The organism is Streptomyces sp. NPDC024555, assembly GCF_055559335.1.
Genome location: NZ_JBVHKV010000022.1, coordinates 1 through 14341 on the forward strand (window position 1 = coordinate 1; position 14341 = coordinate 14341).

Genomic DNA, 14341 nt, shown 5'->3' on the forward strand with positions numbered 1-14341 from the left:
ATTGAGACGTCAAACATCTCGATCAACAGCCCGGGGGCCTCGCTCGTTGCGCTTCCGGCCCATCACCCGATCGGTGGCCAACTCGAAGAACCTCAGTGGACGGTTTGCGTCGCGGGTGTGGTGGCGGAGTCCAGCGGCGATGTTCGTCTGGCTGGCGAGTCGGAGAGCACCGATGGCCAGGTTGCGTAAGGATGCCATGGCACGTGGAGCCGTGCCGGTGCGTACGCGGGAGGCGTCCTCGTCGTACGTGGTGTCTCTCACGTGGTGGATCTTGTTCTCGATGCCCCAGTGGTTGCGGACGCGGCGTGCGATCTCGGTTGCGTCGGCCTGCTCCGCGGTCAGGTCGGTTATCCCGTAGATGCGTTCCAGGGTGACCTTGCCGGTAGTAACGATCTGCCTGCGGCGCACGATCTGGATGGCCTGCACCGCATGTGGGAACGGGATCCCCGTCACGGTGGCGGCCTTGATCCGGCGGATCTCGTCGCGGCCGTGTGCGGTGGCCCGGGCCTTGTCCTGAAGTGGTACTTCCCGCCATGGCAGGGCCTTCAGCCACCGGTGCAGGGTGGGGTGGTTGCCCTTGATCAGTGCGATGTAGTGGGCGTGCTTGTCCTCGACGAGGAAGCGTGCGTGGGCGGTCTGCGAGTGAAGGGCGTCGAAGGTGACCACCGTGCCGTGCAGGTCGAACGGGGCTAGCAGGGGCTGGAAGACGGTGATCTCGTTGGTCTTGCCGTCCACCTCGCGCTGGGCAGTGACCAGGCCGGTCTGCGTCATCGCGGCGAGCAGGTGGACCTGGGTGCTGTCGGTGCGGCGGGCACCGCGCACGGTCTTGCCGTCCACTGCGAGGGAGGGCAAGGGCCGGTCGCTGTCGTCGTTCTCTTTCTGGCCGGCTGTGCGTTCGCGCCCGGCGAGCCAACTTCCGACGGCCGTATCCAGCGCGTCTCCGTCGATGCACTGGAGGACACGGCGCACTGTGGCCTCGGCCGGGGCGACGGGGCCTCGGTCCGGCTCCCGGCACGGACCGCCGAGCCGGGCCAGGACGTGTGGCGGGGCGTCGGCTGCCCACTCCGCGATCGCGGTAAGGGACTTCGCTCCTGCCAGGACCGCACACGCGGCCAGGGACAGGGCGAAGGCGAGTGGGTGGCGCCGGCCCTGGTCCCGGCGAGGATCGGGCACCTGAGCCAGGCACGCCAACAGACTGGGGAGATCATCGGGGGCGGTCGGTGCGGCGTCGGTGAGTTGCCCCAGAGGGCTCGGGATGAGCGAAGATGAGCGGGCAGACACGGTCTTCCGTTGTGGTGATCAGGGACTCGACACCTCATGATCACCACTGGCGCCTGTCTCCGCGTCAGCCCCGGCGAGAACCTCATGGCCCTGCCCAGGCTGCTGAAGCCCCATCACCCCAGATTCACTTGCCTGAACGACGCAGTCGTAACTTTCGCTCCGTTCAAAAGGGCCGGAAGACCCCTTCGGGATCATCCTGGGCCCATGCCGCGAACTCTTCGAAGCCCAGGTTGCCGATACTCAGGTTCGCGTAGACCTCGTGGACCCCTGCGGGGACTGCGCGGAACTCACGGCCGCACTCGGTCAGTCGCTCATAGTCCTCATCGTCGACGCAGTCCTCCCGCGTCAGCGTGGTGACCGCCAGCAGCGGGTGGAGTTCGGCCTGCATGCATACCCGGTCGGCAATGAAGACGACGGACAGATTCTCATCACTGCTGACCGCAGTCAGTACCTCGTCGATGGTCGCCTCCACCCAGGCCGGATCGTTGATGAAGTGGACCTGAGCCTCGTACTGCCTGTCTCCCCAGGGCTCCATCAGTGCTGCCACCACGTCCTGCCACGCTTGGTCGTCGCGGTAGTCAGTCCTGACAACCAAGGCATCAAACTCATCGTGGCCAGTGACAACGGGCAACGTTCCCATGGGTCCTTCTTCTCGGTGACGATCGGTGAGCCGTGCCGTGACTGTCTCATAGCCCGTCTGTCACATCCCGCGGGACCGGCGTTCCGCCTAGGCAGCGACTGCGCATCCTGGCCGCAGAGCCCCGACCTGAACGAACACATGAGCAGTACCGCCAGCCTCCGCCACCAGCTCGCGACGCCAACCAGCCCTGCCCAACCTCAGCATCACGTGATCAAACCGGACAGACTCACTGAACGACGCCGCCCTGCCTGACCGTCCAGTACTATGCCTGGACCGGCATCGACAGTGAGCCGTTCGTGCCGGGCCACCAGAAGTGGCAAGACGTGTTCAACAAGACACCGCAGTACACAGGTGGTTACTTCGCCGACTTCCGCGTCGACGTCAAGGGGCAGGAAACCATCTACCAGTAGGCCGGCATGAAGGTGCGACGTACAGGCAAGGCGATCACGGTCCTTCCCTGCCTCGTCCTGCTCGGCATCTCCGCCCTGGCGGGATGCGGGTCGGATGAGGGGGCCGAGCTCGGCTCCGACCAGCTCACGGGCGTCTGGCAGGGCACCGGGGGCGGCACGGTGAGGTTCGGGGCCGACGGACGGTTCGAGATGTCCGGCATCCCGCGCAGCGCTTTCGTCTTCAGCTTCAGCGACCCCCCGCCGGGCGACGGACGTCTGTCCGGCGGGGGCGAGTGGGAACTCTCCGGCGGCGACGGCACGATCGAGCTCGGGTTCGATGCCGGCGGGTCCTTATCGGACGACAGCGAGGCGACGGTCCTCCAGGTCAAGGAGGCCGGCGACCGTCCGGTGCTGTACTTCGACACCGACGCCGACGAGGCGTACGGCTACGAGGTACGGCGCGTCACGTCCGGCTGACCACCGCGACCTCTCACCCGGCCCGTGAAGTCGATCAGCGGCGGGGCCGGGCAGGGTGATCCTGACCGGCCCCGCCGCTGTGTAGTCAGCCGAAGTCGGGCTACGTGTCGGGCGGGGCAGGCTCGGTGAGGTGGTCCAGCCGGGTGTAGAGGGCCCGTACGAAAACTCGGGGCAGCTCACATTCCGGGCTCGCTCCGGACCGGCTCGCGCCGGCGGATCCAGCGGTCCACGGCCTCCGCCGTGGTGTGGGCCAGGTCCTCCATCATCGTGAAGTGGTTGCCGGTCACGTTCACGATGTCGTCGGCGCGGTCCCAGCCGGTCTGCCACTTCTCGGGGTCGAGGCCCTCGCCGCCGGGCATGGGCTCCCCGGCGCGGACGAGGAGGACGGGGGAGGCGATGGGGGCGGGTCGCCAGCCGCCGAGGAGGTTGAAGTACCAGCTCATCGCGGAGAGCCGGGCGGCGTCCAGGCGGGCGAAGCCGGCCTCGCGTTCGAACATGCCGCCCAGGAGCTGGTCCTCGAACTGGCCGAGGGAGTCGTCTCCGGGGACGTAGGTGTCGATGAGGGCGACGCCGGCGGGGGCGCGGCCCTCCTGTTCGAGGCGGGCGGCGGTGGCGTAGGCGAGGACGCCGCCGGAGGACGAGCCGAGGAGGACGCAGGGGGCGTCCCCGACCTGTTCGCGCACCATGCGGGCGAGCAGTCCGATGAGGGCGTCCTCGGTGGCGGGCAGTGCTTCGCCGGGGGCGAATCCGGGGACGGCGAGTGCGGTGACGTCCCGTACGTCGCGGAACGCCGAGGCGAACCGGGCGTACTGGTGGACTCCGGCGAGCGCGACCTGTGAGGCGAAGCAGACCAGCCGGACCGGCTCGTCGCCCTTGGCGAGGCGGACGGAGGTGGGCGAGGTGTCGACCTCGTCGGGGTCGGTGAAGGTCGGGCGGAGCCGGGCGACGCTCTGGAGCAGGTCGAAGCCCTCGCGCAGCCGGCGTTCCTCACAGGCGCGGCGGAACAGCCGGCCGATGGTCTCGTCGGTGTCGGGTCCGGCGGGTGCCGGGTCCGCGCCGCCGGACGCCGGGTCCGGGCCGGTGCCGAGCAGGGTGTCGAGGTGGGCGGCCAGGTCGAGGGGCGAGGTGTGGTCGAAGGCGACGGTGGCGGGGAGCCGCAGCTCGGTCGCGGCGGCCACCGCGTTGCGCAGTTCGACGGAGGTCAGGGAGTCCAGGCCGAGTTCGAGGAAGGGCTGGTCGGGCTCGACGGCCTCGGCGGAGGCGTGGCCCAGGACGGCGGCGGTGGCGCCGCGCACCAGGTCGAGGACGGCGTCGTGGCGGGCGGCCCCGGTCAGGGCACGCAGCCCGGATGCGCTGGTGCGGGCCGGCCCGGCCGCGGCGGCGGTGCGCCGGGCGGCGGGGCGGGCGAGGGCGCGCAGCAGCGGGGCGGGGTCGGGGCCGATGGCCGCCGTGTCGAGCCGCAGCGGCACGTACTGGGCGCGGTCCGCGCGGAGCGCGGCGTCGAGCAGGGCGAGCCCGTCGCGGTCGCTGAGCGCGAGGACGCCGCCCCGGGCCATGCGGCCCCGGTCGACTCCGTCGAGCTTTCCGGCCATGCCGTTCTCCCAGGCGCCCCAGGCCAGCGAGGTCGCGGGCAGTCCGTCGGCGCGCCGCTGTTCGGCGAGGGCGTCGAGGAAGGCGTTGGCGGCGGCGTAGTTGGCCTGGCCGGGGGTGCCGAAGGTGGCGGCGGACGAGGAGAACAGCACGAAGGCGGCGAGTCCGGAGTCCCGGGTCAGGGTGTGCAGATGCAGGGCGGCGTCGGCCTTGGCGCGCAGCACCGTGTCGAAGCGGTCGGGGGTGAGCGAGGTGAGGACGCCGTCGTCGAGGACGCCGGCGAGGTGGACGACGGCGGTCAGCGGGTGCGCCGGGTCGACGGCGGCCAGGGCGCGGGCGAGCGCGTCCCGGTCGGCGGCGTCGCAGGCGGCCAGGGTGACCTGCGCGCCGAGCGCGGTGAGTTCGTCGCGCAGCGGGGCGGCGCCGGGGGCGTCGGGTCCGCGGCGGCTGAGCAGCAGCAGATGCCGTACGCCGTGCTCGGTGACGAGGTGCCGGGCGACCGTGCCGCCGAGGGCGCCGGTGGCGCCGGTGAGGAGCACGGTGCCGTCGGGGTTCCACGCGGCGGTGTCCGCCTCCTCGGGCGCGGCGGCCCTGACCAGCCGGGCGGCCCTCAACTCACCGTCACGTACGACGAGTTGGGGCTCTCCGGTGGCGAAGGCGGCGGGCAGGGCGAGGACGGAGGCCGCGGCGGTGTCGAGGTCGACGAGGTGGAAGCGGCCGGGGTTCTCGGACTGGGCGGTGCGGACGAGGCCCCAGAGCGGGGCGGCGGGCAGGTCGTCGGGGCGTGCGGTGCCGTCGCCGAGCGCGTTGCGGGTGACGAAGACCAGCCGTGCCCCGGCGAACCGCTCGTCGGCGGTCCATTCCCGGACGGTGCGCAGGGCTTCTCCGGTGAGGTCGCGCAGGGCGCGGACGGGGTCGGCGGCCGGGTCGGAGGCGAGGGTGACCAGGACGGTGTCCGGGAGGGTCATGCCGGCGGACGCGGCGGCCGACAGGGCGTCCAGGTCGGCGAACGACTCGGTCCACACGCCCGCTTCGGTCAGCGGGTCCATGATGCCGAGCGCGTCGGCGCCGACGAGGGCGCAGCGGTCGTATCCCGTGCCCGTGGTGCGGTGCGGTGCGGGCACCGGCTGCCAGTCGACGCGGAACAGTCCGTCGGCGGCGGACGCCTCGCGGGGGCGGGCGGCGGCGTGGGGGCGCAGGGTGAGCGAGGCGACGGAGGCGACGGGCCGGCCCTCGGGGTCGGCGGCGTCGAGTGCCACCTGGTCGGGGCCGGTCGCGGTGAGCCGGACGCGCAGCGCGGTGGCGCCCTGGGCGTGCAGGGCGGCGCCCGCGAAGGAGAACGGGACGAGCCGTCCGGCGGCGCCGGGCAGCAGATGGGCGAGTCCGTGCAGGGCCGCGTCCAGGAGCGCGGGGTGCAGTCCGTAGCGCCCGGTGTCGTCGGGGGCCGGTTCGGGCAGGGCCACGTCGGCGTACAGCTCGCCGTCGCGCCGCCAGGCGGCGACGAGCCCCTGGAACGCCGGTCCGTAGGCGACGCCGGTCCCGTCGGGGTCCTGGTCGTCGTAGAGCCCGTCGAGCGGTACTTCGGCGGCGTCGGGCGGCGGCCAGGCGGTGGTGTCGAAGGGGGCGGGGGCGTCGGCCTCCGGGGCGAGGGTTCCGGTGGCGTGCAGGGTCCAGGGGGTGTCGGCGGGGGCGTCGGCGGGCCGCGAGGAGATCCGTACGGTGTGGTGGCCGTCGGTGCCGTCGGGTGCGGTCAGGACCTGGAGCTGCCGGCCCTCGGTGTCCAGGGGCAGGGGCGCGGACAGCACCAGTTCGTCGACGCGTCCGCAGCCGGCGTGGTCGGCGGCGTGCACGGCCAGGTCGACGAGTGCGGTGCCGGGCAGCAGCGGGGTCCCGGCGACGACGTGGTCGGCGAGCCACGGGTGGGCGGTGGTGGTGAGCCGCCCGGTGCAGACGGTCCCGCCGCCGGACAGCGGGACGCAGGCGCCGAGCAGCGGATGGTCGGCGCCGCTGAGTCCGGCGCCCGCCAGATCGGCGGGGACGGCGGCGTTCTCGGCCCAGTACCGCTGGTGGTGGAAGGCGTACGTCGGCAGGTCGACGCGGCGCGCCCCCGTGCCCTCGTAGAACTCCGGGCGCCGTACGGCGTTTCCGTGGACGAGCAGCGGGGCGAGGGCGGCGGCGAGCGTCCCGGTCTCCGGGCGGCCCCTGCGCAGCGCGGCCACGCGCACGACGGGGGCGGCTCCGGTGGCTTCGGTGGTGTCGTCGGGGGCGAGGCATTCGCCGACGGCGGCGGTGAGGACGGGGTCGGGGCCGAGTTCGACGAAGGTGCCGGTCCCGTCGGCGCGCAGCCGGGTGACGGCGTCGTGGAAGCGTACGGTCTCGCGGACCTGCCGCACCCAGTACTCGGGCGTCGCGCAGGCGTCCGGCGCGTCCGCGAGGGTGCCGCCGGTGGCCACGACGGGGATCTTCGCGGGGTGGTGGGTGACGGATGCGGCGACGCGGCGGAACTCCTCCAGCATCGGGTCCATCCGGGCCGAGTGGAAGGCGTGGCTGACCCGCAGCGGTTTGGCCCGGCGGTCCGGGAACCGTGCGGCGACGGCGAGGACGGCGTCCTCCTCGCCGGAGAGGACCACGGCCCGGGGCCCGTTGACGGCGGCGAGGTCCACGCCGGGGCCGAGCAGGGGGGTGACCTCGTCCTCGGTGGCGCGCAGGGCGAGCATCGTGCCGCCGGTGGGGAGAGCCTGCATGAGCCGGGCGCGGGCCGCGACGAGCCGGCAGGCGTCCTCCAGGGTGAGGATGCCCGCCACATGGGCGGCGGCCAGTTCGCCGACGGAGTGTCCGGCGACCCGGTCGGGCGCGAAGCCGAAGGATTCCAGCAGCCGGTAGAGCGCCACTTCGAGGGCGAACAGCGCGGGTTGCGCGTATCCCGTGCGGGCGAGCGCCTCCTCGTCGCTGTTCATGATCTCGCGCAGGGAGGTGCCGAGTGCGGGGTCGAGGTGGGCGCACACGGCGTCCAGGGCCTCGGCGAAGGCGGGTGCGGCCGCGTACAGCTCGCTGCCCATGCCGGTGCGCTGGCTGCCCTGTCCGGTGAAGAGCACGGCGGTACGGGGTGCGGCGGCGCGGCCGAGTGCGGTGCCGGGGGCGGGGGCCCCGGTGGCGAGGGCGTCGAGTGCGGCGAGGAGTCCTTCGCGGTCGGCGGCGACGGCGAGCGCCCGGTGGCCGAACAGGGGGCGGGTGGTGGCGAGGGAGTACGCGGCGTCGAGCGGGTCGAGTCCGGGGTGGCGGGCCAGGTGGTCGCGGAGGGCGGCGGCCTGGCCGGGGACGGCGGCCTCGGTGCGGGCGGACACCAGGAGCGGCAGGACGGGCGGGGCGGGCCGGGTGGCGGGGGCCGGGGCGGTGTCGCGCGGTGCGGCCGGGGCCTCCAGGATGACGTGCGCGTTGGTGCCGCTGATGCCGAAGGAGGAGACTCCGGCGCGGCGGGGCCGGCCGGACTCGGGCCAGGGGACGGCCTCGGTGAGGAGTTCGACCTGTCCGCCGGACCAGTCGACCTCGTCGCTGGGCCGGTCGACGTGCAGGGTCGGCGGGAGGACGCCGTGCCGCATGGCCTGCACCATCTTGATGATGCCGCCGACTCCGGCGGCGGCCTGGGCGTGCCCGATGTTGGACTTGAGGGAGCCGAGCCACAGGGGGCGGTCCCCTGGCCGGTCCTGGCCGTAGGTGGCCAGCAGGGCCTGGGCCTCGATGGGGTCGCCGAGGACGGTTCCGGTGCCGTGGCCCTCGACGGCGTCGACGTCGGCGGGGCGCAGTCCGGCCCGGTCGAGCGCCTGGCGGATGACGCGTTGCTGGGCGGGGCCGTTGGGGGCGGTGAGCCCGTTGGAGGCACCGTCCTGGTTGACGGCGGAGCCCCGGACGACGGCGAGGACCCGGTGGCCGTGGCGGCGGGCGTCGGAGAGCCGTTCGAGCAGGAGCATGCCGACGCCTTCGGCCCATCCGGTGCCGTCGGCGGTGGAGGAGAAGGACTTGCAGCGGCCGTCGGGGGCGAGGCCGCGCTGCCGGCTGAAGTCGATGAACGTTCCGGGGGTGGCCATGACGGTGACGCCGCCGGCCAGCGCGGTGTCGCATTCACCGTCGCGCAGGGCCTGCGCCGCGAGGTGCAGGGAGACCAGGGAGGAGGAGCACGCGGTGTCGACGGTGACGGCCGGGCCTTCGAGGCCCATCAGATAGGCGACGCGGCCGGTGACGACGCTCCCGGCCGATCCGGTGCCGAGGAAGCCCTCGGCACCCTTGGGCACGGTGTGCAGCCGGGCCAGGTAGTCGTGGTACATGACGCCCGCGAAGACTCCGGTGCGCCGGCCTCGCAGGGTGGCCGGGTCGATGCCGGCCGATTCGACGGCCTCCCAGGAGGTTTCCAGGAGGAGGCGCTGCTGCGGGTCCATGACGAGGGCCTCGCGGGGCGAGATCCCGAAGAACGCGGCGTCGAACTCGGCGGCCTCGTGCAGGAATCCGCCTTCGCGTACGTAGCTGGCGCCGCCGGTGTCGGGGTCGGCGTCGTAGAGCCGGTCGAGGTCCCAGCCCCGGTCCTCGGGGAAGGGGGTGACGCCGTCGGCGCCGGTGCGGACGAGGTCCCACAGCCCTTCGGGGTCGCGTACGCCGCCGGGGTAGCGGCAGGCCATGCCGACGATGACGACGGGGTCGTCGGCGTCGGCGCGGCCGGGGCGGCGTGCGGGGGCGGCCGGTGCGGGGGCCTCCTCGCCGAAGAGCCGTTCCCGGACGTGGCGGGCGACGGCTTCGGCGGTGGGGTGGTCGAAGACGAGGGTGGCGGAGAGCCGGAGCCCGGTGGCGGCGTTGAGGTGGTTGCGGAGTTCGACGGCGGTCAACGAGTCGAAGCCGAGTTCACGGAACGGCACGTCGGGGGCGACGTCGTCGGCGGAGCCGTGGCCGAGGACGGTGGCGGCCCGTTCCCGGACGAGGTCGCTCAGCGCGGTGAGCCGTTCGTCGTCGGGGAGCGCGGTGAGCCGGTCGGCGAGGGAGTGCGCGGCGGCGGTCCCGGCGGTGGCCGCGCGCCGTTTCGGGGCGCGGACGAGGCCCCGGAAGACGGGCGGCAGATGGTCGGCGGAGGCGCGCAGGACGGCGAGGTCGAGGCGGACGGGCAGCACGGTGGCGTGCCCGGCGGCGGGGGCGAGGTCGAACAGCGCGGTGCCGTCGGCGGTGCTCAGCGGCACCATGCCGCCCCGGGCCATGCGCCGCCGGTCGGCCTCGCCGAGTTCGCCGGTCATCTCGCCGGAGCCGTCCCACAGGCCCCAGCCCAGGGAGAGCGCGGGGAGTCCTTCGGCGCGGCGGCGCTGGGCGAGCGCGTCGAGGAAGGCGTTGGCGGCGGCGTAGTTGCCCTGTCCGGGCGCGCCGAGGGCGGCGGAGACGGAGGAGTAGAGGACGAACGCCGACAGTCCGGCGTCGCGTGTCAGCGCGTGCAGGTGGAGGGCGGCGTCGACCTTGGGGCGCAGGACGTGCGCGACCTGGTCGGGCGTCATGGACGTCACGGTCGCGTCGGCGAGGACCCCGGCGGTGTGCACGACACCGGTCAGCGGGTGGTCGGCGGGGATCGTGGCGAGGGCGGCGGCGAGCGCGTCGCGGTCGGCGGTGTCGCAGGCGAGGAGGCTGACGTCGGCGCCCAGTTCGGTGAGGGCGGCGGTGAGCGCGGCGGCGCCGGGCGCGTCGGGTCCGCGCCGGCTGAGGAGCAACAGCCGGCGGACGCCGTGGGCGGTGACGAGGTGGCGGGAGATCACTCCGCCGAGTTCGCCGGTGGCGCCGGTGACGAGGACGGTGCCGTCGGGGTCGTACGCCGGGGCCTCCCCGGCCGGCGGGGCGGCGGCCAGCCGGCAGGCGAGGAGTGCGCCGTCGCGGACGGCGAGCTGCGGTTCGCCGTCCGCGACAGCGGCCAGGGCGGCCACCTCGCGCAGCACGCCCGGGGCGTCGATGAGCTGGATGCGGTCGGGGTGTTCGGACTGGGCCGACCGTACGAGGCCCCAGACGGCGGCCCCGGCCAGGTCCCGGACGTTCTCCCCGGTCCGGGCGGCCACGGCCCCGTCGCAGACGAGGAGGAGCCGGGCGTCGGCGAAGCGGTCGTCGGTGAGCCAGTCCTGGAGGAGGGCGAGGGTGTCGAGGACGGCCCGGTGGACCCGGTCGGGGGTCTCGTCGTCGCCCTCGGCGGCGGGTGCGGGCCGCGGGGCCCTGGTGACGACCAGGCCGGGGACGGGCCCGCCGGCGTCGACGGCCGTGCGCAGCGCCGCCAGATCGGGGTACGTGTCCGGGCCGCCGTCCGCGTCCAGCAGGGCCAGGACCGGCGCGTCCGTTCCTGCGGGGGTCTCGGGTGCCGGGACGCGCGTCCAGTCGAGGCGGAAGAGGGCGTCCCGCGGACCGGTGGTTCCGGTGTCCCCGGTGCCGCCCGCGTCCGGGGCCATCGGCCGGAGCGTCAGCGCGGCGATGTCGGCGACGGGCCGGCCGGTGACGTCGGCGACCTGGACGGAGACGCTGTCCGGCCCGAGGTGCGTCAGCCGCGCCCGCAGGGCACCGGCGCCGACGGCGTGCAGGGTCACCCCGCTCCAGGAGAACGGCAGGTGCCCGGTCGCGTCCCCGTTTCCGCTCTCGCCTTCGCCGCCGGGGGCGCCGAGCGCCATGGCGTGCAGGACGGAGTCCAGGACGGCCGGGTGGAGCGGGTGGGCGTCGGCGCCGGAGAGCGGGGCGGGGGTGTCGAGCAGGGCCTCGACGAAGATCTCGTCGTCCCGCCGCCAGGCCCGGCGCAGCCCCCGGAAGACGGGGCCGTACTGGAGCCCGAGCCCGGCCAGGGCCGGGTAGAGCCCGTCCGTGTCCAGTGCGGTGGCCCCGTCCGGGGGCCACTGGGTGAGGTCGTGCGCCGGTTCCTCGTCCCGGGCCGGGGAGAGGAGACCGGTGGCGTGGCGGGTCCACCGGTCGGCGGGCTCGCCGTCCTGCCGGGAGGAGATCTGGACGGGGCGGCAGCCGGTGGTGTCCGGGGCGCCGACGAGGAGCTGGAGGTGGACGACGCCGGTCTCCGGGACGACCAGGGGCGCTGTCAGGGTGAGTTCCTCGACCCGTTCGCAGCCGGTGTGCTCGCCCGCGCACAGGGCGAGGTCGAGCAGCCCGGTGCCGGGCAGGAGGATCCGGCCGGCCACCCGGTGGTCGGCGATCCACGGCTGCGCCTGGGCCGAGAGCGCACCGAGGAACAGCACGTCCCCGGAGTCCGCGAGGCTGATGACGGCCTGGAGCAGCGGGTGCCCGGCCCCGACGGACCCGAGCGGCACGGGGCCCGCGGTGAGCCGGGCGGCCGGCCAGTAGCGCTGGTGCTGGAAGGCGTACGTGGGCAGGGCGGTGACCCGGGCCCCGGTCGGGGCGTAGAACGCCGCCCAGTCGACGTCCGCCCCGTCGGCCCAGAGGCGGGCGAGGGTCGTGACGGCGGTGGCGGGCTCGGGCTGCTTGCGGTTGACGGCCGCCACGGCGAGGACGTCGCCGTCGTACGTCTCGTCGATGGCACCGGTCAGGGTGGCGTCCGGGCCGAGTTCGAGGAAGCGGGTAACCCCGAGGTCCTTCAGCCGGGTCACCGCGTCCGCGAACCGGACCGTGCCGCGCACCTGGTCCGCCCAGTAGGCGGCGGTGAGGACGTCGACGGGTTCGGCGGTGAGGGTGGAGACGATTGGGATGCGGGGTGCCGCGTAGGTCAGCTCGCCCGCCGCCGCCCGGAACTCCGCCAGCATCGGGTCCATGAGCGGCGAGTGGAAGGCGTGGCTGACCTCCAGCCAGCGGCCTTGGCGGTCGGTGAGCCGCGCGGCAACCGCTTCGACGGCCTCGCGGGTGCCGGAGACGACGACCTGGCCGGGGGCGTTGACGGCCGCGACGGACGCGCCGTCGACCAGCAGCGGGGTGATCTCGTCGAGCGTGGCGCGTACGGCCCACATGGCACCGCCGGACGGCAGCGCCTGCATCAACTGCGCACGGGCCGAGACCAGCCGGGCGGCGTCCGCGAGGGACAGCACCCCGGCGACGTGTGCGGCGGCCAGTTCGCCCACCGAGTGACCGACGAGATAGTCCGGACGGACACCCCAGGACTCGACCAGACGGAACAGCGCGACTTCCACCGCGAACAGAGCGGGCTGCGCCCAGCCCGTGTTCTTCAGCGCCTCCGCGTCCCCGTTCATCACCTCGCGCAACCCGTCGAAGTGCGCACACACCTCGTCCAGGGCCTCCGCGAACGCCGGGAAGGCGGCGGCCAGTTCACGGCCCATACCGAGGCGCTGGCCGCCCTGCCCGGAGAACACGAAGGCGGTGAGACCGCCCCGGGCGGTGACCGGGACCAGCTCCTCGCCGAGCCGGGTGCGCAGGGTGTCGGTGTCCGTGCCGAGGACGACGGCCCGGTGTTCCAGGGCGGCCCGGGTCGTCGCGAGGGAGAGGCCGATGCCGGCGGCGTCCGCGCCGGCGGTGGCGGCGGCCAGGCGGTGGGCCTGGTCCGTGAGTCCGGCCGCGGTCTTCGCGGAGAGGAGCCAGGGCACCAGGGGCAGGGGGGCGCCCGCGACGGGCGCCGGTTCCTCGGCCGGTTCGGGGGCTTCCTCGATGATCACGTGGGCGTTCGTGCCGCTGATGCCGAAGGACGACACGCCCGCGCGGCGGGTCCGATCGGAGTGCGGCCAGGGACGCGACTCGGACAGCAGCTCGACCGCACCGGCCGTCCAGTCGACGTGCGAGGACGGAGTACCGACGTGAAGGGACTGCGGCAGCGTCTCGTTCCGCAACGCCAGGATCATCTTCATGACCCCGGCCACTCCGGCGGCGGCCTGGGTGTGCCCGATGTTCGACTTGACCGATCCCAGCCACAGCGGCCGGCCGTCGGGACGGTCCTGACCGTACGTGGCGAGCAGCGCCTGCGCCTCGATCGGGTCACCGAGCTTGGTGCCGGTGCCATGGGCCTCCACCGCGTCCACCTCGGCGGCCGTCAGGCCGGAGTTGGCCAGGGCCTGGCGGATGACGCGCTGCTGGGACGGGCCGTTCGGGGCGGTCAGACCGTTGGACGCACCGTCCTGGTTGACCGCGCTGCCACGCAGAACAGCAAGGATCTGGTGACCGTTGCGCTGCGCGTCGGACAGCCGCTCCAGGACGAGGACACCGACGCCCTCACCCCAGCCCGTACCGTCCGCATCGTCCGAGAACGCCTTGCACCGACCGTCCCCGGCCAGACCGCCCTGACGCTCGAACTCCACGAACGCACCCGGCGTCGACATCACCGTCACACCACCGGCCAGCGCAAGATCACACTCACCCGACCGCAACGCCTGCGCCGCCAGATGCATCGCCACCAACGACGACGAACACGCCGTATCGATCGTGACGGCCGGACCTTCCAGACCGAGCGCATACGAGACGCGGCCCGACAGCACGCTGCCCGAGCTGCCGGTGCCGCCGTAGCCCTCGGCGGACTCCCCGGCCATGGCCAGGGCCGCCGGATAGTCCTGCCCGTTGGTACCGGCGAAGACGCCGACGGGGAGGCCGCGCAGGGCGTACGGGGCGATACCCGAGCGCTCCAGGGACTCCCAGACGACCTCCAGGAGCAGCCGCTGCTGGGGGTCCATGGCCAGCGCCTCGCGCGGCGAGATACCGAACAGCCCGGCGTCGAAGTCCGCCACGCCCTCGACGAAGCCGCCGGTGCCCCGGTGGCCGTCCCAGCCCCGGTCCGGGGGGAACGGGCCGAGGGCGTCCACGCCGTCCGCGACCAGGCGCCAGAGTTCTTCCGGGGAGTTCGCACCACCCGGGAAACGGCAGCCCATGCCGACGACGACCACGGGTTCGGTACCGGCGGTCTCCGCGCTGTGCAGGCGCTGCTTGGTCTCGTGAAGCTCAAGCGTGACCTTCTTCAAGTACCCGAGAAGCTTGTCCTCGTTACTCATCAAGCTCACCGCTTCCCGAT

4 protein-coding genes are annotated in these 14341 nt (G+C 73.9%); 1 reads left to right on the forward strand and 3 read right to left on the reverse strand.

Features of this window, described 5'->3' with window-relative positions; all coding sequences use genetic code 11:
- Positions 1-9 precede the first annotated feature (9 nt).
- Together ACZ4FH_RS30685 and ACZ4FH_RS30690 are read right to left on the reverse strand one after the other, a co-directional pair.
- Positions 10-1281 (reverse strand): ISAs1 family transposase, encoded by a 1272-nt coding sequence (locus ACZ4FH_RS30685; RefSeq protein WP_467309035.1) that lies wholly within the window; start codon positions 1279-1281, stop codon positions 10-12.
- Positions 1282-1444: 163 nt separating this feature from the next.
- Entirely contained in the window at positions 1445-1921 is a 477-nt protein-coding gene (locus ACZ4FH_RS30690) for a DUF6924 domain-containing protein (RefSeq protein ID WP_467309037.1), read from the reverse strand.
- 416 nt (positions 1922-2337) lie between these two features.
- On the opposite strand from ACZ4FH_RS30690, the gene ACZ4FH_RS30695 reads away from it, so the two are divergent.
- A complete protein-coding gene (locus tag ACZ4FH_RS30695; protein WP_467309038.1) occupies positions 2338-2787 on the forward strand; it encodes a hypothetical protein in 450 nt (149 codons plus the stop codon).
- 176 nt (positions 2788-2963) lie between these two features.
- On the opposite strand, the gene ACZ4FH_RS30700 is transcribed toward ACZ4FH_RS30695, so the two are convergent.
- Positions 2964-14321, reverse strand: a complete 11358-nt coding sequence (locus ACZ4FH_RS30700) for a type I polyketide synthase (RefSeq protein WP_467309039.1) — start codon at positions 14319-14321, stop codon at positions 2964-2966.
- Between the last annotated feature and the right edge of the window lie 20 nt (positions 14322-14341).

What these genes read in the sequence shown, in the direction of transcription:
- ACZ4FH_RS30695 (WP_467309038.1), top strand. Translation starts at nt 2,338, where the DNA reads ATGAAGGTGCGACGTACAGGCAAGGCGATCACGGTCCTTCCCTGCCTC.
- ACZ4FH_RS30690 (WP_467309037.1), bottom strand. Translation starts at nt 1,921, where the DNA reads ATGGGAACGTTGCCCGTTGTCACTGGCCACGATGAGTTTGATGCCTTG.
- ACZ4FH_RS30700 (WP_467309039.1), bottom strand. Translation starts at nt 14,321, where the DNA reads ATGAGTAACGAGGACAAGCTTCTCGGGTACTTGAAGAAGGTCACGCTT.